Raw genomic sequence first — 19,173 nt, forward strand, 5'->3', positions numbered from 1 at the left:
CGATCCGGGCGCCCTGAAGTTAGGGACCCGCCGGGGGTGCGTCAAGATGACGAACGGGCCAGGTCCGCGCCGCGCGCCTGTGGCCCCGGCCACAGGTCGGATGGGACCCTGCACACCATGAACATGTCTTTCCTGGACCGGTGGCGCAGGCGTCAGCGGGCGGACCGGTCCGTACCGCTCGCCGAGTCGGTGCGGGCCGACCCCGAGAGTGTCGTGGAGCTGCTGTCCGAGTGCGGGCTGCTGCGGGCCCAGGCCGCCACCGTGGGGCTGGAACTGGACGATTCCGTACGGTCGTTGGAGGCGCTGGACCAGCTGCAGCCCGTATGGCGGGACGATCCGGAAGTGCTGCCCTGGCTCGGCAACGACGCCGGTCTCTACCTCGGCACGGTGCTGGTCCGCACGGTGCGCGGCGCCGTGTGGCACGTCTGGCCGGACGGGCAGCCGGTGGTGCGGTTGGCGTCGGGGCGGGAGATCGATGTGGTGACGGCGGGGCACGAGTGGGCCGATACCGGCGTCCCCGAGCTGTCCCAGCTCTACGCCGAGGTCTCCGAGTCCTGACGGCCGCGTTGGCCCGGGCCCGCGGAGGGGACGCGCCCGCCGCCGCCCGGTGAGCCGCCCGCGCCGGGCCGCCGGGAGTTCCGCCGTAGCCCTGAATTATGCGGCCATCTCTGTGCGTACGTGCGTGTCAGTGGGGAAGTGCCCCATTCGCCCCGGTAAGTTGCGGGCTCCGCGCTGTACGGATGAGAGTGGGCGGGTCTGCATATGGCCGGTGATGCGCTGATTGAACTGCGCGGGGTCAACAAGCACTACGGAGCACTGCACGTCCTGAAGGACATCGACCTCACCGTCGGCCGCGGCGAGGTGGTCGTGGTCATCGGGCCCTCCGGGTCCGGGAAGTCCACGCTGTGCCGGGCCATCAACCGGCTGGAGACCGTGGAGTCGGGCACCATCACACTGGACGGCCGGCCGCTGCCCGAAGAGGGCCGGGCGCTGGCGCAGTTGCGGGCCGAGGTCGGCATGGTCTTCCAGTCCTTCAACCTCTTCGCCCACAAGACCGTACTGGCCAATGTGATGCTCGCGCCGATGAAGGTCCACCGGACGAAGAAGGACGAGGCCGCCCGGCGCGCCCGCGAACTCCTCGACCGGGTCGGACTCGCCTCCCAGGCCGACAAGTACCCGGCGCAGCTCTCCGGCGGTCAGCAGCAGCGCGTCGCGATCGCCCGCGCCCTGGCCATGGAACCCAAGGCGCTGCTCTTCGACGAGCCGACCTCCGCCCTCGACCCGGAGATGATCAATGAGGTGCTGGAGGTCATGCGGCAGCTCGCCCGGGACGGCATGACGATGGTCGTGGTCACCCACGAGATGGGCTTCGCCCGCTCCGCCGCCCACCGTGTGGTCTTCATGGCCGACGGCAGCATCGTCGAGGACCGCACCCCCGAGGACTTCTTCACCGCGCCGCGCAGCGAGCGGGCCAAGGACTTCCTCTCCAAGATCCTCAAGCACTGAACGGGGGCGCCGCGATGCCGCACCGTCACTCCTCGCCCCCGCGCCGCGCCCTGCTGGCGCTGCTGTTCGCCGTGCTCGCGCTGGCCCTGGCCGGCTGCGGCCGGGAGGGCAGCCCGCCGGTCAAGGGCCCCAAGGGCAATGAACTCCCGCAGTACCCGGTGGCCCGGAACTTCCGGCTGCCCGCCTCCCCGACCTGGGTGAAGGCCAAGCGCCGCGGCCATCTCGTCATCGGCGTCAAGGAGGACCAGCCCTATCTCGGCGAGAAGGACCCGGCCTCCGGCCGCTACACCGGCTTCGACATCGAGATCGCCAAGATGATGTCCGCCGCGCTCGGCTTCCCGCCCCGCACCATCGAGTTCAAGACGATCGCCTCCGCCAACCGCGAGACCGCCCTGCAGAACGGCCAGATCGACCTGTACGTCGGCACGTACACCATCAACGACAAGCGCAAGAAGCTGGTGGGCTTCGCCGGCCCCTACTACATGGCCGGGCAGTCGCTGCTGGTGCGCGCCGACGAGAACGACATCCACGGCCCCCAGGACCTGGCCGGCAAACGCGTCTGCTCGGCGGCCGGCTCCACCCCCTACCAGCGCATCCAGGCCGACTACCCCAAGGCGGTCCTGGTCTCCTACGACACCTACTCGGTGTGCGTGGACAACCTGCTCACCTACCAGGTCGACGCGGTCACCACCGACGACGCGATCCTGCTGGGCTACGCCGCCAAGGTGCCCGACGAGCTGAAGGTGGTCGGCAAGCCGTTCTCCCAGGAGCCGTACGGCATCGGCGTCCCCCGCGGCGACAACGCGCTGCGCCTCGCCCTCGACGACGCCCTCGCGGAGAACGAGCGGAACGGCAACTGGCGGAAGGCCTACGACGCGACCCTCGGCCTGTCCGGGGTGCCCGCCCCCAAGCCGCCCCCGATCGACCGCTACCCGGCGTCCTGACCAGCCAAGGAACCGTCCGATGAACGTTCTTCTCGACAACCTCTCCCTCTACGGGCAGGGCCTGCTGGGCACCGTCGAACTCACCGTCTACTCCTCGCTGCTGGCCCTCGTCCTCGGCTTCCTCATGGCCGCCTTCCGCGTCGCCCCGGTCGGCTCGCTGCGGGCCATCGGCACGGTGTGGGTGAACGTGCTGCGCAACACGCCGCTGACGCTGCTGTTCTTCGCGGTGGTGCTGGGCCTGCCGCGCTTCGGCCTGGTGCTGCCCTTCACCCTCTTCGCCGTCCTCGCGCTGGGCTGCTACACCTCGGCCTTCATCTGCGAGGCGGTGCGTTCCGGCATCAACACCGTGCCGACCGGCCAGGGCGAGGCGGCGCGCAGCCTGGGGATGTCCTTTCCGCAGACCCTCGGCGACATCGTGCTGCCGCAGGCCTTCCGGTCCGTCATCCCGCCCATCGGCTCCACGCTGATCGCGCTCGCCAAGAACTCCGCGATCGCCGGCGCCTTCAGCGTCGTCGAACTGCTCGGGGTCTACAAGCCGCTCAGCGAGAAGGGCTACAGCATCATCTGGACCTTCGTCTGGATCGCCGTCGGCTATCTGCTCGTCACCCTGACCATCAGCGCGCTCTTCCACGTGCTGGAGAAGCGCTACGGAGTGGCCCGATGACCACCGCCCTCTACGACGTCCCCGGCCCGCGGGCCCGGCAGCGCCACCGGCTCTACGGCATCGCCGCGACGGTGGCGATCCTCGCCGTGCTGGCCTGGATCATCCATCTCCTGTTCGCCACGGGGCAGTTCACCGCGGCGAAATGGACGCCCTTCACCTACAAGGGCATTCAGGACCTGCTGCTCCGCGGCCTGGGCAACACCCTGCGGGCCTTCGGCCTGGCGGCCGTGCTGTCACTGGTGTTCGGCGCGGTGTTCGCGACCGGCCGGCTCTCCGTGCACCGGGTCGTGCGCCGGCTGAGCGCCGTGGTGGTGGAGTTCTTCCGGGCCATGCCCGTGCTGGTCATGATCTTCTTCATCTATGTGGCGCTGAAGGCGGAGCCGCTGGTCGCCCTGGTCGCCGGGCTGACCCTCTACAACGGCTCGGTGCTCGCCGAGGTCTTCCGCAGTGGCATCAACTCCGTCGAGCGCGGCCAGCGGGAGGCCGCCTACGCGCTGGGGATGCGCAAGACGCAGGTCATGACGCAGATCCTGGCGCCGCAGGCGGTCCGGGCGATGCTCCCGGCCATCATCAGTCAGCTGGTGGTCGCCCTGAAGGACACCTCGCTCGGCTACCTCATCACCTACGAGGAGTTCCTGCACGCCGGCAAGCTCATCGCCTCCAACCTCGACTACGACCTGCCGTTCATCCCCGTCGTCATGATCATCTCGCCGATCTACATCGGGATGTGCATGCTGCTGTCCTGGCTGGCCAACTGGGTCGCCCGGCGCCAGCGCCGCAACCCCAAGGTCGAGGCCGTCGAGGTCGCCGCCCCGGAACCGGGCACCCTGCTGCCGGGCGGCACCCGCCCCCCGTCGGGGTGAGGACGGGGGGCCGTGCCCGGGTGCGGGCCGCGGGCTCCGGCGAGCGGGTCGGTCCGGCGGAGTCCGGGACCGTGAGCAGGTGAAGGAACCGGAGCAGGAGCGCCGGACGTCTCCCTGAACGACCAAGTTTGAGGAGATTGTGCAGTGCGGATCTACATCAGTGTGGACATGGAGGGCGTCACCGGGCTGGTGGACGCCGACGATGTCCAGCCCGGTGGCCGGGACTACGAGCGCGGACGGCTGATGATGGCCGAGGACGTCAACGCCGCCGTCCGCGGCGCCGTCGCGGCGGGCGCCACCGACATCACCGTCAACGACGCGCACGGCCCGATGCGCAACCTCCTGCCCGAGTCCCTGCACCCGGCGGCGCGCCTGATCCGCGGCAAGCCCAAGCAGCTGCTCATGCTGGAAGGCCTCACCGCCGAGCACGACGCCGCGGTCTTCGTGGGCTACCACGCACGGGCCGGTGTGCTCGGCGTGCTGAGCCACAGCTTCATGGGGCACGAGATCGAGGACATGTGGCTCGACGGCCGGCCGGTGGGGGAGATCGGCCTGGCCCATGCCACGGCGGCCGCCATCGGTGTGCCCGTGGCGGCCCTCACCGGTGACGACCGTGCCTGCGCGGAGATGGCGGAATGGGACGCCTCGGTGACGACCGTGGCCGTGAAGTACGCGCGGGACCGGTTCACGGCGGACCTGCGCCCGGCGGAAGAAGCACGGGCGGACATCGAGAAGGCGGTCGCCGCCGTTCTCCCCGTGCCGCCGAGGGCCTCGGCCGCCGCGCAGGACCAGTCCACCCTCACGGTCCGCTGGCAGTCGGCTTCGGTGGCCTCGACGCTCCTGGGAATTCCCGGCGTCACCTCGGCGGACACCCGCACCGTCCAGGCGCGGGGCACCGTGCCCGGCCTCTACCGGCTGTTCGGCGTGTGGATGCGGGTGGCGGCGTCCCTGACCAACCAGGCCCCCTACTGCTGACCTCCACGGGCGACACCCGCCGGTCGCCGGTCGCTACTCGCGCACCGGCACCGACACATAGGACGGATCGTCCGCCGGCGAGGAGAACGTCAGGCGGGCGCCCTTGGGGTTGTGCGCGATGTACAGCGGGTCGACGGTGTCCACGACGACGGCGAGGCGGTGGCCGGCCGGCACGTCGTAGGCCGTGGAGAACAGGTCCAGGTCCACGCCGAAGGGCTGGTTCGGGGTCTTGCCGTGGAAGGTGTAGGGCGCGTGGGTGACCAGCTTGCCGATGCCGAGCGGGCCCACGTCGTAGAGGTAGGCGATGGCGGTGCCGCTCTCCGCGGTGCTGGTGAGGGTGGTGTGCAGCCGGGTGGTGCCGCGCACGCGCTGCCCGCTCCCGTAGCGCTCGGACTGCCAGACGGCGGCCACCGAGCGCGGCAGCAGCGGGATCGAGGCCATCGGCGGCAGCCGGAAGAACTGGTCCATCATGCTGGAGAGGATGATCAGCCCGCCGTCGGCGCCGGAGTCCCAGTTGGTGTGGAGCTGCGTGCTGCCGCCGAGGTCGATCCGCCGCTGTGCGGACGGGACGTCCTTCCAGCTCTTGTAGCCCTCGTACGCGCCGGTGGAACGGGACTTGAGCAGCACCGGCGACTCGCGGTCGACGCCGTTGTCCGCGCCCTTGAGGTAGTGGTCGAACCACCGCTGGGTGTCGGTCCAGGTGTCGTTGGGCAGCCCGAACAGCCCGAGCCCCTCGGCCGTGGCGTGGTCACCGGGGCGCAGCTCCAGCCGCTTGGGGCCGGTGAGCTTCTCGTAGAAGTCGGCGGTCTGGTTGGGCGGGAAGATGGAGTCTCCCCAGGCGTTGCCCAGCATGATGGCGGCGCCATTGGCATTGATCTTGTCGAGGTAGGTGGCGGGGGAGCGCTTGCGCCCCCAGGCGATCAGGTCCTTCTCCTTGTCCAGGTTCGAGGCGAGGAAGTCCTTCATGATGGTGCGGAACTCGGGGCTGGGGCGCCCGGTCAGCGCACCCGTGGCGCCCAGGAACTGCGCGGCCTGCCGGTGCTCGGTGCGGCCGCTGTAGATCGAGCCGACCAGGTCGGCCCAGCCGCTGAGCGCCGCGACCGCCTTGATCCGCTTGTCGGACGCGGCGGCCAGCAGGCTGATCCCGGCGCCGTAGGAGACCCCGGCCATGCCGACCTTCCGCGGATCGGCGGGGGTGTGGGCCAGCGCCCAGTCGATGACCTTCGAGGCGTCGGCGACGTCCTTCGGGCCGGCGGTCTCGATCTCGCCGCCGGACTGCCAAAAGCCCCGCGAGTTGTAGCCGACGACCACATAGCCCTTGTCGGCCAGCTTCCTGGCCTGCGCCATGTATTCGATCTGCGGCATCGACCAGCTGGTGGGCAGCACGATGACCGGGTAGCGCCGGGTGCCGTCCGCATCGGACGGAGTGAAGACATTCGCCTTGAGCGTGATCCCGCCGTCGCCCTCGATGTCGACGAACCGCACCGGGGCCGAACTGTCCGAGGACGCCGCGGTGGGGGCCGAGGGGGGCGTGGCCGCCTGCGCCGGTGCGACGGTGAGAACCGTGGTGGCCAGCAGCGCAGCCGAAACCGTGCCGATCGCGGCGCGCCGGGTCGTACGGGAGGGCCTCATCTTCTCTCCAGATCTCGATGCGGGCCGGCCGCACGCTGTCACGGGGACAGGAGGGGGCGTACGACAGGCCCGAGTTGACTGGAGAGTAAGGTCCACTCCTTACCTCTGGTAACCCATCGGTAGGTTACGGCTGGGTAACGCCCTTGGGGCGGAAGGGAGTCGACAGGACGGAGAAAAGCGGCGGTACGGGGGAGAATCGCGGCGACCGACGTGCTGACCGAATGAGGGGGAGCGGTGGCCCGGACACCGTTCGACGAGAGCGAGCGCCTGGTGTGGGCGGGCAACGCGGCGGCCTACGAGGCCGGTTTCGCCAAGTTGTGCGCCCACACGGTGCCGTTGCTGCTGGACGCCGCGGAGGTGCGCGCGGGCGCCCGGGTGCTGGACGCCGGGACGGGGACCGGCTCGGCCGCCGCGGCCGCCGGAGTGCGCGGGGCGCGGGTGACCGCCGTGGACGCCGAGCCCGATATGGCGCGCCGCGCCGCACACACCGTGACCGGCGCCCGCGTCCTGGTGGCCGCGCTGCCGCAGCTTCCTTTCACGCAGGGTCACTTCGACGCCGTCGTCGGCAACTTCGTCCTCAATCACGTCGGGCGGCCGCGGGCGGCCCTCGACGAGCTGCGCCGGGTGACGCGGCCCGGCGGCCGGATCGCGCTGACGGTCTGGGCGGCCCCCGCCGCCGCGGGGCAGGCCCTGCTCGGCCGGGCCGTGGCGGCCGCCGGGGTGGTCCGTCCGCCGTCGCTGCCCGCGCTCGCCCCCGAGGAGGATTTCCCCCGCACCCCCGACGGCCTCGCCGGGCTGCTGCGGGGCGCGGGCCTGGCCGACGTGGACTGCGCGCCGCTGTCCTGGGAGCACCGCACGACACCGCAGGAGTGGTGGAGCGGACCCGCGGCCGGCGTGGCGACCATCGGCCGGGTCGTGCTCAGCCGGGGCCCGGCCGTCGCCGCGCGCATCCGGCACCACTTCGAGTTGCTGGCACGGGAGTTCACCGATCCCGGCGGCGCGCTGGTGCTGCCGCACACGGCGCTGCTGGCGTCGGGACGGGTGGCCGGATAGCGGGGGCCGGCATCCGGCGCCGAAGTGCGCGGGCCCCGGGCCGGATGCCGTGGGTCAGGTGCCGCTCATCAGCTCGCCGAGGCCGGTGCGCAGATCGTCCGCGTTCATCACCGGCTGCAGCGAGACCTGCGCGTTCAGGTCCATGAAGAACGATTCGAGGAGCGTGGGCATCTGCCATGACTCCTGCATGTCGAAGTAGAAGAACGCGGTCCGCTCGCCGTCGTCGAGGGTGAAGTAGGCCGCCTCCGGCTTCAGGGCGGCGAGGGCCGACTCCATGATCTTCGGCAGACCGCCGTTGCGGATCACTTCGTTGCCTGTCTCGGTGGGTATGCGGGCCTTCAGAACCATCCTCATCGGGCTCATTCCTCGCGTCGCTCGCGTGGGGTGGGGGATCGCGGCGGTGAACCGGAGGCCGGGCGCTCGGCGGATACGCGGCGGGCCCGTGGCGCACCGCTCGTGCGGCTGTATCGCTGTCTGCTTTCAGGGTCTCACGCCCCCGCCGCAGGGGGCAGCTCCGGAGCCCGCGGAGCCGGGCGGTAGCCGCTCAGGAACCGGTGGGCAGCGGCTCGGCGCGGCCGCTGGGCGGGACCTCCTCGGCCGGCGGCACCGGCCCGGGCGGGGTGCCGTCGCCGAACGGCCGGCCGCCCAACTCCTCACGGTGGTGCGGCAGCAGCCAGCCGCCGAGGTCCGGCCCCAGCGGCACGATGCCGGTCGGGTTGAGGTGGCCGTGCACCCGGTAGTAGTGCTGCTTGATGTGGTGGAAATCGACGGTGTCGCCGAAGCCGGGAGTCTGGAAGAGGTCCTTGGCGTAGGCCCACAGCACCGGGTCCTCGGCCAGCTTGAACGCGTTGCACTTGAAGTGGCCGTGGTAGACCGCGTCGAACCGGACCAGGGTCGTGAACAGCCGGATGTCGGCCTCCGTGAGGGTGTCGCCCACGAGGTAGCGCCGCTCGGCCAGCCGCTCGGACAGCAGGTCCAGGCGCCGGAAGAGATCGTGGAAGGCGGCCTCGTACTCGCCCTGCCCGGTGGCGAAACCGGCCCGGTACACGCCGTTGTTGACGTCCCGGTAGACGCCCGCCATCACGATGTCGATCTCCTCGCGCAGCGGCTCCGGGTACAGGTCGGGCGCGCCGGGCCGGTGCAGCGCCGTCCACTGGGTCGCCAGGTCCAGGGTGATCTGCTGGAAGTCGTTGGTGACCAGCTGCCCGCTGGGGATGTCGACGACGGCGGGGACGCTGACGCCGCCCGGGTAGCCCCTCTCGCGGGCGTCGTAGGCCTCGCTGAGGAAGCGGATGCCGAGGACCGGGTCGCGGCCGTCGGGGTCCAGGGTGAACCGCCAGCTGCGGTCGTCCTGGATCGGGTCGGTCAGGGCGAGCGAGAGCGCGTCCTCCAGGCCGAGCAGCCGCCGCGAGATGACGGCGCGGCTCGCCCAGGGGCAGGCGCGGCTGACCACCAGCCGGTAGCGGCCGGCCTCGACCGGCCAGCCGTCGCGGCCGTCGGCGGTGATGCGGTCCGCGAAGTGGCTCCTGGAGCGCTTGAACGGCTTGCTGCCGTAGCCGGTGTTGCCGCCGTCCCCGGTGGCACCGTCGCTGCTGGGATGGGACATCGCCGACTCCTTCCGCCCGCGGTGGCCCGCGCCTCGTGGCGCGGTCCTCGTGCCGCGGTTCGCCTGTCGTGCTGCTCCTGCCGTGGTCTTCGTGACACGGTCTCCTGACGAGCCTTCCCGGACCGGCGCGGATCTCCCGTCTCCCGTCTCAGCCGAGGTGGGTGAGGTCGGGCCGCAGCCGGTGCCAGACCGGGTGCCGCAGCCGGCCCGCCGACGTCCAGCCGGTGAAGGCGACCTCGGCGACGAGCCGGGGCTCGGCCCAGTGCGGCGCCGCGAGGTCCACGGGGTTCACGAACGGCGACCGGTCGAGCGGGATGACGCCCAGGTACTGCGCCAGCTCCTGGCGCTCGCGTGCTGACAGCCCCGACCCGACGGACCCGACGTAGCGCAGCCCGGCCGGTTCCGCCACCCCCGCCAGGATGCTGCCGGGCAGTCCGGCCAGCCCGCCGTGGCCCTCCGTCCAGCCCCCGATGACCACGTCCAGGGTCTGCAGATGCTTCGTCTTGCGCCACTCGGGTGACCGCACGCCGGGCAGATACGCGCTGGTCAGGCGCTTGGCCACCACCCCTTCGAGGCCGCCTTGCAGCGAGGCCTCCCATGCCTGCTGCCCATGGCCCTCGACATACGCGGGCGCCGACCAGTTCGGGCCGCTCAGCCCCAGCCCGGCCAGGATCGACCGCCGCTCGTAATACGGCGCACCGAGCAGCGAGCCGGCCAGAAACATGATGTCGAAGAGGACCAGGTGCACCGGGTGCTCCATCGCCAGGCGGGCGGTGCGGCGCGGGTTGACCACGCCCATCCGGCGCTGGAGCAGGCCGAAGTCCGGCCGTCCGCGGGCGTCCAGCGCCACCACCTCGCCGTCGAGCACCGCCGGCCGGCCGCGCAGCTGCGCACCCAGCGGGCCCAGCTCCGGGTAGGTCGCGGTCGCGTCGTTGCCCGCCCGGGTGATCAGGCGGAGGGTGCCGTCGCCCGCGGTGTGGACGATGCAGCGCGCGCCGTCCCATTTGGCCTCGAAGGCCCAGACCGTCTCCTCGCCCGCGGTGGGCAGCGGGCCGATCGTGGCCAGCATCGGCCGGATCAGGGGGTACGGGGCCGAGCCACGCTCGGCGGTGGGGGCCATGGTTCGATGATCGCGGGATCCGCGGGCGTTCGCAGATCGGCGGGCGGCCGGCCGCCGTCCACGGGGCCCGGACCTGCCGTGATCCCGGCGCCCCGCCCCCGCCCGCACGCCGCCCGACACCTTGCCCTACCGCCGCTCCCCGCCGCTCCCCGCCCCAGACGTGGGGAGCCGCTCCTCGCCCTCCGTGTTCACATGTGGCAGGGTCCGGTCCAGCCACCGGGGCGACCACCAGGCGGCCGGGCCCAGCAGCGTCATCACCGCCGGCACCAGCAGCAGCCGCACCACGGTGGCGTCGATCAGCACGCTCACGGCCAGACCGAGGCCCAGCATCTTCACCACGATGTTGTCGCTGAGGAGGAAGGCCGCGAACACGCTCACCATGATCAGCGCGGCACAGGTGATCACCCGTGCGGTGATCTCCAGCGCGTGCGCCACGCTCGCCTTGGCGTCGCCCGTCCGCTTCCACGCCTCGTGCACCCGCGACAGCAGGAAGATCTCGTAGTCCATGCTCAGCCCGAAGACGATCGCGAACATCATCATCGGGACGTAGCTCTCGATGGGCACCAGGCCCGAGACCCCGAGCGCCGGACCGCCCCAGCCCCACTGGAAGACCGCCACCACCACCCCGTACGAGGCGGCGATCGACAGCACGTTGAGCACCGCGGCCTTCACCGCCACCAGCAGGCCCCGGAAGACGATCAGGATCAGCACGAACGCGAGGGCGACCACCACCGCGATGATCAGCGGCAGCCGGCTGGCGACGATGTCCAGGAAGTCGACCTGCCCGGCGGTCGTGCCCGTTACATAGCCTTCCGCGTCGGTGCCCTTCACCGCCTGGGGCAGCACGTCGTGCTCCAGGCGCTTGACCAGATCGGTGGTGGCCGCGTTCTGCGGCGCCTGGGTGGAGTACGCGGTCCCGGTGAGCACCGCGCCGTCCGGGGTGGCCTTCAGCGGGGTGATCAGGGCCGCGCCCGGGACCCCGGTGAGCGCCTTCCCGGCCTGCGTCGCCAGCATCGGGCGGTCCGCCTGCGGGACCGCCGACTCGTCGATGACCAGGGTCAGCGGGCCGTTGGAGCCGGGCCCGAACGCCGACGACATCAGGTCGAAGGCCCGCCGGTCGGTGAACGACTTGGGATCGGCGCCGTCGCCGATGTGCCCGAGCTGGATCGAGAAGACCGGGAGGGCCAGCACGACCACCACCAGCACCCCGCCGGCCAGGTACCACCAGGGGCGGCGCTCCACCCGCTGGGCGTACCGGTGCCAGGTGCCGCGCGCCTCCTCGCCGGGCGGGGCGTCGGTCTCGGCGATGGGGTGGCGGACGTGCAGCCGGTCGATCCGCCGACCGATCAGTCCGAGCAGCGCCGGGACGAGGGTGAGCGCGCCGAGCACCGCGGAGACCACGGTGAGGGCCGCCGCCACGCCGAGCTTGCCGATGAAGGAGAGCTGGGAGACCCACAGCCCCATCAGCGCGATGATCACGGTGCAGCCGGACACCAGCACCGCCCGGCCGCTGGTGGCCACCGCCCGGCCCGCGGCGGTGACCGGGTCCGCGCCGTCCATCAGGTTCTGCCGGTGGCGGGTGAGCAGGAACAGCGCGTAGTCGATGCCGACGCCGAGACCGATCATCGTCGCCAGCGTGGGCGAGACGGTGGCGAAGACGGAGACGGCCGCCAGCAGCCCCAGGCACGCCACCCCGCACAGGGCCCCGATCAGCGCGGTCACCAGCGGCACGCCGGCCGCCAGCACGCTGCCGAAGCCGATCAGCAGCACCAGGATCGCCACCCCGAAGCCGATGACCTCGCTGATCCGGTCGTTGGGCGCCGGCCGGGCCAGCTCGCCCAGCGGCCCGCCGTACTCCACCTCCACGCCCGCCGCGCGCAGCGGCTTGACCGCCGCGTCGACGCCGTCGAGGTAGTCCGGCTTCAGGGTGGAGGGCTGCACGCTGAAGCGCATCGTGATGTAGGCGGTGCGGCCGTCGGTGGAGAGCGGGCCGACGTTCGGGGTGCCGGGCGGGGGCTTGGCGGGCGCCGCGCCGGGCGCGGGCAGCGGGTTCTGCGCGGCCAGCACCTCCGGCAGTTTGCCCAGGTCGGTGACGGCGCCGTCGATCTGGCTGCGGACGGCGGTCAGCGGCCGGTCCGCGTCGTGCAGCACGACCTGGCTGCTGTAGCCGCCGGCCTTCGGCTCGTGCGCCTTCAGCACGTCGCGGCCCTTGGTCGACTGGACGCCGGGCAGCGCGAAGTCGTCGGAGTAGTCACCGCCGTAGGAGTGTTGCAGCACCTGCAGCCCGGCCAGGGCGGCCAGCCACAGCACGATGACCACGACGAAGTGGCGGGCGCACCACTCCCCGATGCGGCGCAGCGCACCCCGGGGACGGGGTGCGCCGGACGCGGCGGGGGCGCCCGGGGTCTTCGGCAACGACATGGTGCTCCCGAATGAACGCCGGCCCTTCTGGCACATGCGGACAGACAGCATTCAACGGCGGTTCGGCCGCCGCGGCACGTCCACCGGGGATCCGGGTGTCGGCCGAACGGGTGCGCCCCGCCCGGCATGATCCTTACGATCGTGGGTGGCACGGCACACGGCCGTGAGGGCATCACGCATGGTGAGGACGGATCCGCTGATGAATGGTTGCCGGGCTCCGGGTGAGTTCCGCAGGTCCCGCGGGCGGCCGGTCCGTCGCGGCCGTCCGGGTGTCCGGGCGGGGGCCGTGCGATGAGCCGGGCGGTACTGGTGAGCGGGGCCTCGCGGGGGATCGGCCGGGCGGTCGCGGAGATCTTCGCGGCGCACGGGGACCGGGTCGCGCTGCATTACGCCTCGCGGCGGGAGGCGGCCGAGGAGGCGTTCGCGGGACTGGCGGGCGGCGGGCACGTCCTGGTGCAGGGGGACGTGGGCACACCGGAGGGGGCGGCGGCGCTCGTCGAGGCGGCCGTCGACGGGCTGGGCGGCGTCGATGTGCTCGTCAACAACGCGGCGGCCAACGAGCCGCATCCGCTGGACCGTACGTCCTTCGAGGAGTGGCAGCGGGTCTGGCGGCGGCTGGTGGACGTGAATCTGCTGGGGGCGGCGCATCTGACGCACTGCGCGGCGCGGAACATGATCGAGCGCGAGGTGAGCGGGCGGATCGTCAACATCGGCTCGCGGGGCGCGTTCCGTGGGGAGCCGGACCACCCGGCGTACGGCGCGTCGAAGGCGGCGCTGCACGCGATGGGCCAATCGCTGGCGGTCCATCTGGCGCCGTACGGCATCGGCGTGGCCTCCGTGGCGCCCGGCTTCGTCGCGACGGAGCGGGTCGAGGACCGGCTGACGGACGAGGTGCGGCAGCAGAGCCCGTTCGGCCGGGTCGCCTCGCCGCAGGAGGTCGCGTCCGCCGTGCACTACCTCGCCTCGCCGGAGGCCGTCTGGGTCTCGGGGGCGGTGCTGGACGTCAACGGGGCGTCGTATCTGCGCTGACCGCGGCCGCAGGGACGGATCGCCCGGGGCAGGTCGCCGCCGCCGGGACCTGCCGGGAAAGGGGAAGCCCCGGCCGAACGGGGGAATTCGGCCGGGGCGGTTCAAGGGGGCGGGGTGCCGGCGGCTGTCGGCGTTCCTGCCGCGTGGTGGCGGGCCGGCCTCCCGGAGGAAGGGCCCTCGGGCACCGTCGTGCGGCCCCGCTTCCAATTGAACGATAAACCATGGGGAGAGCTTCCGGCATCCCGGGTGACGGCTCTCACCCCGCGCCGCCAGCCGTCCGCGAGGGGCGGGGCGGCACCGTCCGGCGTGGAACTCCGCCCCGTGCGGGCGCCGTCGGGGGCCGGGCGTCACGGCTCGATACGCAGCGGACGGAAGCCGTCGTCCAGCAGACGTGGCAGATACCACTCCAGCGCCCGCACGGTCTGGGCGCGCTCGCCGCCGCCGTCGTGCGACAGGACGATCGCGCCGGGACGGACCTCGTCCAGGACGGTGTCGGTGATGGCCACCGCGCCGGGAGTCGTCCAGTCCCGCGAGTCGACGGCCCAGCCGACCGGCGACATGCCCAGGTCGTTGCAGATGCTCAGCGACGGGTCGTCCCACGCGCCGTACGGGGCGCGGGCCAGGTCTGGGGCGCTGCCCAGGACGTCCTCGATCAGGCTGCTGGTGCGGCCGAGTTCGCTGCGGACGGCGCCCGGCGGCAGCGTGGTGAGCTGCGGATGGCTCCAGGTGTGGTTGCCGACGGCGTGCCCCTCGTCGGCGATGATCTGCAACAGCCCGGGGAAGGCGACGGCGTTCTCACCGAGGACGAAGAACGTGGCGCGGGCGCCGTGGCGGCGCAGGATCCGCAGGATCTCGGGGGTGTGGCGGGGGTGCGGCCCGTCGTCGAAGGTGAGGAAGACCTCCCGGTGGCCGGCGGACAGCGTGCACGCGACCTCGGGGTGCGGCGGCGAGGCGCCCGGGCCGGAGCGGGAGGTCTCGCCGGCCATCGGCCGCAGCCGGTAGCCGTCCGGGCCGCCCTCCGCGGCGGGTCGCCCGGCGCCCGAGCGGGGTCCGGCGCCGGCGGCACGCGGCGTGGGAGGGCCGCCGCTCTCCGGGGCACCGGACGGGAGCAGCAGCCGGCCGGCGGAGAGCGCACCGAGCACGAGCGCGGCCTTGCACCACCCCCGCCGGCCTCTTGTGTGCTCGTCGGATGTCACCCCTCACGTGCTCTCACGCGGCCCTCGGGGGCGGCGGGAGCGACACCGCGACGGGCGGGTTCGCTACCCGATCGGCCCGCACGGCCGGACCGGCCGGGACGCCCTTCGCCGGCGGGGTGGCCGCGCCGGGCACGGCTCCGCGAGCCTCCCCGGACCCTCGCCGGGCGGCCCCTAGCTTGTCCCACTGTGAGCCTCTTCTCCCGGCCGAAGCGGATGATGGTGGGCCGTCCGCTGGACAGTGCGCGGCTCGGCGAGACGCTGCTGCCCAAGCGGCTCGCGCTCCCGATCTTCTGCAGCGACCCGCTGTCCTCGGTCGCCTACGCCACCGAGGAGATCCTGCTGGTGACGGGCCTGGGCGGGGTCGCCCTGCTCTCCTTGACCTGGTACGCGGCGGCCGCCATCGTGCTGGTGCTGGTGGTCGTCGTGGCCTCCTACCGGCAGACCTGTTACGCCTATCCCGGGGGTGGCGGCGCCTACCTCGTCAGCGCGCGCAACCTCGGGCGGAACGCCGCGCTGACCGCGGCGAGCGCCCTGCTGGTGGACTACGTGCTGACCGTCGCGGTGTCCGTGGTGTCCGGCGTCGCCGCGATCACCTCCGCGATCCCGTCGCTGGGCGGCCACGACGTGGCGCTGTCCGTGGGGTTCGTGGCGCTGCTGGCCCTGATGAATCTGCGCGGCGTACGGGAGTCGGGGCGCGTCTTCGCCGTCCCCACCTACGGATTCGTCTTCTTCGTCTACCTGATGTTCGGGTACGCGGCCGTACGGACGGCCACCGGCGCGACCCTCCGCGCCGAGTCCGCGGGCCTGCCACTGCACGCCGAGGCGGGCTACACCGGGCTGGCGCTGGTCCTGCTGGGGATGCGGGCGTTCGCCTCCGGCTGCACCGCGCTGACCGGTGTCGAGGCGATCAGCAACGGCGTGCCCGCCTTCCGCAGACCCAAGAGCCGCAACGCCGCCACCACGTTGCTGATCATGGGCTTCTTCTCCGTCACCATGTTCAGCGGGATCACCGTCCTGGCGATGCGCTACGACGTCCATGTCGCCGCGCGGCCCACCGACCTGGGGCTGCCGCCGGACGCCACGATGCCCACCGCGCTCGCCCAGATCGCCCGCACCAGCTTCGGCGGCGCCGACACCCTCTTCTACCTGCTGCAGGCCTTCACGGCCGGGGTGCTGATCCTCGCCGCCAACACGGCCTTCAACGGCTTCCCGATGCTGGCGTCGATCCTCGCCTCGGACCGCTATCTGCCCCGGCAACTGCGCAACCGCGGCGACCGGCTGGTGTTCTCCAACGGCATCATCCTGCTCGCGCTGGCCGCGATCGGGCTGATCGTGGTGTTCGACGCGCAACTCACCCGGCTCATCCAGCTCTACATCATCGGCGTCTTCGTCTCCTTCACGCTCTCCCAGACCGGCATGGTCCGGCACTGGCGCACCGCACTGGCACAACCGGGGCTGCCGCGGCGCGAACGGCACCACCACCGGCGCTCCCAGGCGATCAACGCGTGCGGTGCGGTGCTCACCGGCGCGGTCCTGGTCATCGTCCTGCTCACCAAGTTCGTGCACGGCGCGTGGATCGTGGTGATCGCCATGCCGCTGCTGTTCACCGGCATGCGCGCGGTGCACCGGCACTACCGGCGGGTCGGGCGGGAGCTGGCGGCCGCGCCCGGCACCCGGCCCTGGGAGCCGGCGGGCAGCTATGTGATGGTGCTGGTCAACGCCCTGGACGCACCCGCGCTCAAGGCCCTCGGCTACGCCCGGGCGATGCGTCCGACCACCCTGGACGCGCTGACCGTCGCGGTCGATCCGGACGAGGTGCGCGCGCTGCACGCGCAGTGGGACGCCCACGACATCGACGTACCGCTCCAGGTGCTCAGCTCGCCCTACCGCGACTACACCCGGCCGGTGCTCGACCACGTCCAGGACGTCTGCCGGCGGCACCCGGGCGGCGCGGTCACGGTCGTGCTGCCCGAACACCTCGTCAGCCGCTGGTGGGAGCAGCCGCTGCACAACCAGAGCGCGCTGCGGCTGCGGGCCCGGCTGCTGTTCAGCCCCGGGGTGACCGTGATCAACGTGCCCTACCGGCTGTCGGGCGGGGAGCCCGGCGACCGGTAGCGGCCTTCCGGGCGGGGCGACCGGAGTGCCTCACGGGCTGACGGCCAGCACGATGTAGGCGGCCAGCAGGGCCAGATGGACGCCGCCCTGCAACGGGGTGGCCCGGCCCGGGACGACCGTGAGGGTGCCGACGACCACGGTCAGCGCGAGCAGCACCATATGGCTCGCGCCCAGCCCCAGGACCAGGGGGACCGGCAGCCAGACGGTGGCCAGCGCGACCGCGGGGATGGTCAGCCCGATGCTGGCCATCGCCGAGCCGAGGGCCAGATTCAGGCTGGTCTGGACCCGGTCGCGGTGCGCCGCGCGGACCGCCGCGAGGGTCTCCGGCAGCAGCACCAGCAGGGCGATCACGATGCCCACGGCGGACGACGGCAGCCCGGCCGCGGCCACCCCCGACTCGATGGTGGGGGACACCGCCTTGGCCAGACCGACCACCGCGATCAGCGCCAGGGCCAGCAGCCCGAGGCTGGCCAGTGCGGCCCGGGCGGGCGGCGGATCGGCGTGGTCGGCCCCCTCGATCACCTCGCCGGAGCTGGTCACCGGCAAGAAGTAGTCCCGGTGCCGGACCGTCTGGGTGGCCACGAACAGGCCGTAGAGGATCAGTGCGGCCAGCGCCGCGAACGCCAGCTGCGGAGCGGAGAACCGCGGCCCCGGCGTGCTGGTGGTGAACGTCGGCAGGACCAGGCTCAGCCCGGCCACAGTGGCGACCGTCGCCAGCGCCGCGCCCGTGCCCTCGGCGTTGAAGACGGCTACCCGGCGCTTCAGCGAGCCGACCAGCAGCGACAGTCCGACGATGCCGTTGCAGGTGATCATCACGGCCGCGAAGACGGTGTCCCGGGCCAGTCCGGCGCTCTTGACGCCGCCGTCGGCCATCAGGGTGACGATCAGCGCCACTTCGATGACGGTCACCGCGACCGCCAGCACCAGCGACCCGAACGGCTCACCCACGCGGTGCGCGATCACCTCCGCGTGGTGCACCGCGGCCAGCACCGCCCCGGCCAGGAAGCACGACACCAGCACCACCAGCCACACCGGCAGCGCCACGCCCCAGGTCAGCGCCAGCAGCACCACGGCCAGTACCGGGAGGGCGACGTTCCAGCGCAGAAGGGACGAACGGATACCGGCGATCATGCCTCCGAGCCTCGCAGACCGGCCCGGCGGCTGCCCCTCGGACGGCGCGCCGGACCACCGCGCGGCGCGCTCAGGCCGCCGCCCGGTGCCCCTTCGGCTCCGCGGCCGTGGTCGCGGCCTTGGTGACATCGGCGACCAGCTCGACGACATCGGGCCCGTACGCCTGCGAGTTGACCACCTTCAGCAGCAGACAGAACTGGCCCTCGGCGCCGTGCTTGCGGGCCAGCCGGGCCCGGTTGCGGACCAGATGGCGGACCGCGGCCCGGTGGGTGACCGGGCGCTGGCCGGCCGCCAGGAACACCGGCCGGTCCCCCTCACCGGCCCGCAGCCGGGCCAGCAGCACATACTCGACGGCTCCGGGCTCCGGCCGGTACGCCGAGCCGCCGATGGTGAAGGTGCCGCGGCCCCCACCGGATTCGTCCCCCGGATGCACCGCGATCCCCGGCAGCAGACTGGACAGATGGGCCGCCAGCCTGCGGTGCGCGGTCGGGTCGCCGACACAGAACTCGGTGCGGGCGCCGAAGCCCTGGAGCCCGGTGTCGTGCGGCGCGATCTCCGGGTGCGCGCCGCAGTTCTCGACCACCGCGGCCAGCCCCAGCAGCGCCAGCGCGTCATGGCGCGGGATGCTCCAGTGGGCCGAGGAGCTGTCCCGGTGCGTGACCAGGACGCACTCCGAGCCGTCCGGCAGCCCGAAGAAGGCCTGTTCACGGGTCAGCTTGCGGCCGACCGCCGCCGACCGCACGGCCCAGCCGGCGGCCAGGCCCACCGCGAGGGCCACGGCCGCGGTGGTCAGGAGCTGCAGGGTGTCGTCCATGGCCGGGGAGCGTAGCGGCAGTCCGGGTGGGTGTTCGAGGGCGGGAGGGCCGCCGGGGCGGCTTGTCCCGGTCCGTGCGGGCCTACCGGGATCCGTACGCAAAC

17 protein-coding genes are annotated in these 19,173 nt (G+C 72.6%); 9 read left to right on the forward strand and 8 right to left on the reverse strand.

Annotated elements, in window-relative coordinates:
• Positions 1 to 117: 117 nt before the first annotated feature.
• The 6 genes from ACQP17_RS28865 (at position 118) to ACQP17_RS28890 (ending at position 4,952) form a co-directional block, all read left to right on the forward strand.
• The gene (locus ACQP17_RS28865) at positions 118 to 558 is read left to right on the forward strand and encodes a DUF6278 family protein (protein ID WP_433858899.1); all 441 of its coding nucleotides are present in this window, start codon (positions 118 to 120) and stop codon (positions 556 to 558) included.
• A gap of 204 nt (positions 559 to 762) precedes the next feature.
• Positions 763 to 1,506, forward strand: a complete 744-nt coding sequence (locus tag ACQP17_RS28870) for an amino acid ABC transporter ATP-binding protein (RefSeq protein WP_433858900.1) — start codon at positions 763 to 765, stop codon at positions 1,504 to 1,506.
• 14 nt (positions 1,507 to 1,520) lie between these two features.
• Positions 1,521 to 2,450, forward strand: coding sequence for a glutamate ABC transporter substrate-binding protein (locus ACQP17_RS28875; protein ID WP_433858901.1), 930 nt, complete (start codon positions 1,521 to 1,523; stop codon positions 2,448 to 2,450).
• Between the two features lie 19 nt (positions 2,451 to 2,469).
• On the forward strand, positions 2,470 to 3,114 hold the full coding sequence (locus ACQP17_RS28880) for an amino acid ABC transporter permease (protein WP_364879775.1): 645 nt from the start codon (positions 2,470 to 2,472) through the stop codon (positions 3,112 to 3,114).
• Complete coding sequence (locus ACQP17_RS28885; RefSeq protein ID WP_433858902.1) at positions 3,111 to 3,977, forward strand: amino acid ABC transporter permease; 867 nt, start codon at positions 3,111 to 3,113, stop codon at positions 3,975 to 3,977. Before ACQP17_RS28880 ends, ACQP17_RS28885 begins: the two co-directional genes overlap by 4 nt.
• Before the next feature lie 144 nt (positions 3,978 to 4,121).
• Entirely contained in the window at positions 4,122 to 4,952 is an 831-nt protein-coding gene (locus ACQP17_RS28890; RefSeq protein ID WP_433858903.1) for a M55 family metallopeptidase, read from the forward strand.
• Positions 4,953 to 4,985: 33 nt separating this feature from the next.
• On the opposite strand, the gene ACQP17_RS28895 is transcribed toward ACQP17_RS28890, so the two are convergent.
• Positions 4,986 to 6,584, reverse strand: coding sequence for an alpha/beta fold hydrolase (locus tag ACQP17_RS28895; RefSeq protein WP_433858904.1), 1,599 nt, complete (start codon positions 6,582 to 6,584; stop codon positions 4,986 to 4,988).
• 234 nt (positions 6,585 to 6,818) lie between these two features.
• Here ACQP17_RS28895 and ACQP17_RS28900 point away from each other — a divergent pair, with 234 nt between their 5' ends.
• Positions 6,819 to 7,637: a class I SAM-dependent methyltransferase gene (locus ACQP17_RS28900; protein WP_433858905.1), complete on the forward strand. Its 819-nt coding sequence runs from the start codon at positions 6,819 to 6,821 to the stop codon at positions 7,635 to 7,637.
• A 54-nt stretch (positions 7,638 to 7,691) separates the two neighbouring features.
• Here the strand turns inward: ACQP17_RS28900 and ACQP17_RS28905 are convergent, their stop codons facing one another.
• From ACQP17_RS28905 to ACQP17_RS28920, 4 genes are all read right to left on the reverse strand, one after another.
• On the reverse strand, positions 7,692 to 7,991 hold the full coding sequence (locus ACQP17_RS28905) for a hypothetical protein (protein WP_364879779.1): 300 nt from the start codon (positions 7,989 to 7,991) through the stop codon (positions 7,692 to 7,694).
• A 190-nt stretch (positions 7,992 to 8,181) separates the two neighbouring features.
• Positions 8,182 to 9,243 carry a glutathione S-transferase family protein gene (locus ACQP17_RS28910; RefSeq protein WP_433858906.1) on the reverse strand — a complete coding sequence of 354 codons (1,062 nt, stop codon included), beginning with the start codon at positions 9,241 to 9,243 and terminating at the stop codon, positions 8,182 to 8,184.
• 148 nt (positions 9,244 to 9,391) lie between these two features.
• The gene (gene ligD, locus ACQP17_RS28915) at positions 9,392 to 10,363 is read right to left on the reverse strand and encodes a non-homologous end-joining DNA ligase (RefSeq protein WP_433858907.1); all 972 of its coding nucleotides are present in this window, start codon (positions 10,361 to 10,363) and stop codon (positions 9,392 to 9,394) included.
• A gap of 126 nt (positions 10,364 to 10,489) precedes the next feature.
• Positions 10,490 to 12,784, reverse strand: coding sequence for an MMPL family transporter (locus ACQP17_RS28920; RefSeq protein ID WP_433858908.1), 2,295 nt, complete (start codon positions 12,782 to 12,784; stop codon positions 10,490 to 10,492).
• A 291-nt stretch (positions 12,785 to 13,075) separates the two neighbouring features.
• Between ACQP17_RS28920 and ACQP17_RS28925 the strand changes: the two genes are divergently transcribed.
• A complete protein-coding gene (locus ACQP17_RS28925; RefSeq protein WP_433858909.1) occupies positions 13,076 to 13,813 on the forward strand; it encodes an SDR family NAD(P)-dependent oxidoreductase in 738 nt (245 codons plus the stop codon).
• A gap of 347 nt (positions 13,814 to 14,160) precedes the next feature.
• Here ACQP17_RS28925 and ACQP17_RS28930 read toward each other — a convergent pair whose 3' ends face one another.
• Positions 14,161 to 14,955 (reverse strand): polysaccharide deacetylase family protein, encoded by a 795-nt coding sequence (locus tag ACQP17_RS28930; protein WP_433858910.1) that lies wholly within the window; start codon positions 14,953 to 14,955, stop codon positions 14,161 to 14,163.
• A 267-nt stretch (positions 14,956 to 15,222) separates the two neighbouring features.
• Here ACQP17_RS28930 and ACQP17_RS28935 point away from each other — a divergent pair, with 267 nt between their 5' ends.
• Complete coding sequence (locus ACQP17_RS28935; RefSeq protein WP_433860033.1) at positions 15,223 to 17,124, forward strand: APC family permease; 1,902 nt, start codon at positions 15,223 to 15,225, stop codon at positions 17,122 to 17,124.
• Between the two features lie 30 nt (positions 17,125 to 17,154).
• Here the strand turns inward: ACQP17_RS28935 and ACQP17_RS28940 are convergent, their stop codons facing one another.
• Positions 17,155 to 18,255 carry a calcium:proton antiporter gene (locus tag ACQP17_RS28940; protein WP_433858911.1) on the reverse strand — a complete coding sequence of 367 codons (1,101 nt, stop codon included), beginning with the start codon at positions 18,253 to 18,255 and terminating at the stop codon, positions 17,155 to 17,157.
• A 70-nt stretch (positions 18,256 to 18,325) separates the two neighbouring features.
• Positions 18,326 to 19,069: a hypothetical protein gene (locus ACQP17_RS28945; RefSeq protein ID WP_433858912.1), complete on the reverse strand. Its 744-nt coding sequence runs from the start codon at positions 19,067 to 19,069 to the stop codon at positions 18,326 to 18,328.
• Positions 19,070 to 19,173: the final 104 nt, after the last annotated feature.

The sequence above is a fragment of the Streptomyces kronopolitis genome (assembly GCF_050953795.1).
In the GTDB taxonomy this organism is placed as follows: Bacteria; Actinomycetota; Actinomycetes; order Streptomycetales; family Streptomycetaceae; genus Streptomyces; species Streptomyces kronopolitis_A.

Excerpts from the sequence above, each read along its gene's own strand:
- ACQP17_RS28865 (WP_433858899.1), top strand. The coding sequence starts at position 118 with ATGAACATGTCTTTCCTGGACCGGTGGCGCAGGCGTCAGCGGGCGGAC.
- ACQP17_RS28870 (WP_433858900.1), top strand. The coding sequence starts at position 763 with ATGGCCGGTGATGCGCTGATTGAACTGCGCGGGGTCAACAAGCACTAC.
- ACQP17_RS28875 (WP_433858901.1), top strand. The coding sequence starts at position 1,521 with ATGCCGCACCGTCACTCCTCGCCCCCGCGCCGCGCCCTGCTGGCGCTG.
- ACQP17_RS28880 (WP_364879775.1), top strand. The coding sequence starts at position 2,470 with ATGAACGTTCTTCTCGACAACCTCTCCCTCTACGGGCAGGGCCTGCTG.
- ACQP17_RS28885 (WP_433858902.1), top strand. The coding sequence starts at position 3,111 with ATGACCACCGCCCTCTACGACGTCCCCGGCCCGCGGGCCCGGCAGCGC.
- ACQP17_RS28895 (WP_433858904.1), bottom strand. The coding sequence starts at position 6,584 with ATGAGGCCCTCCCGTACGACCCGGCGCGCCGCGATCGGCACGGTTTCG.
- ACQP17_RS28905 (WP_364879779.1), bottom strand. The coding sequence starts at position 7,991 with ATGAGGATGGTTCTGAAGGCCCGCATACCCACCGAGACAGGCAACGAA.
- ACQP17_RS28910 (WP_433858906.1), bottom strand. The coding sequence starts at position 9,243 with ATGTCCCATCCCAGCAGCGACGGTGCCACCGGGGACGGCGGCAACACC.
- ligD (WP_433858907.1), bottom strand. The coding sequence starts at position 10,363 with ATGGCCCCCACCGCCGAGCGTGGCTCGGCCCCGTACCCCCTGATCCGG.
- ACQP17_RS28920 (WP_433858908.1), bottom strand. The coding sequence starts at position 12,784 with ATGTCGTTGCCGAAGACCCCGGGCGCCCCCGCCGCGTCCGGCGCACCC.
- ACQP17_RS28925 (WP_433858909.1), top strand. The coding sequence starts at position 13,076 with ATGAGCCGGGCGGTACTGGTGAGCGGGGCCTCGCGGGGGATCGGCCGG.
- ACQP17_RS28935 (WP_433860033.1), top strand. The coding sequence starts at position 15,223 with ATGATGGTGGGCCGTCCGCTGGACAGTGCGCGGCTCGGCGAGACGCTG.
- ACQP17_RS28940 (WP_433858911.1), bottom strand. The coding sequence starts at position 18,255 with ATGATCGCCGGTATCCGTTCGTCCCTTCTGCGCTGGAACGTCGCCCTC.
- ACQP17_RS28945 (WP_433858912.1), bottom strand. The coding sequence starts at position 19,069 with ATGGACGACACCCTGCAGCTCCTGACCACCGCGGCCGTGGCCCTCGCG.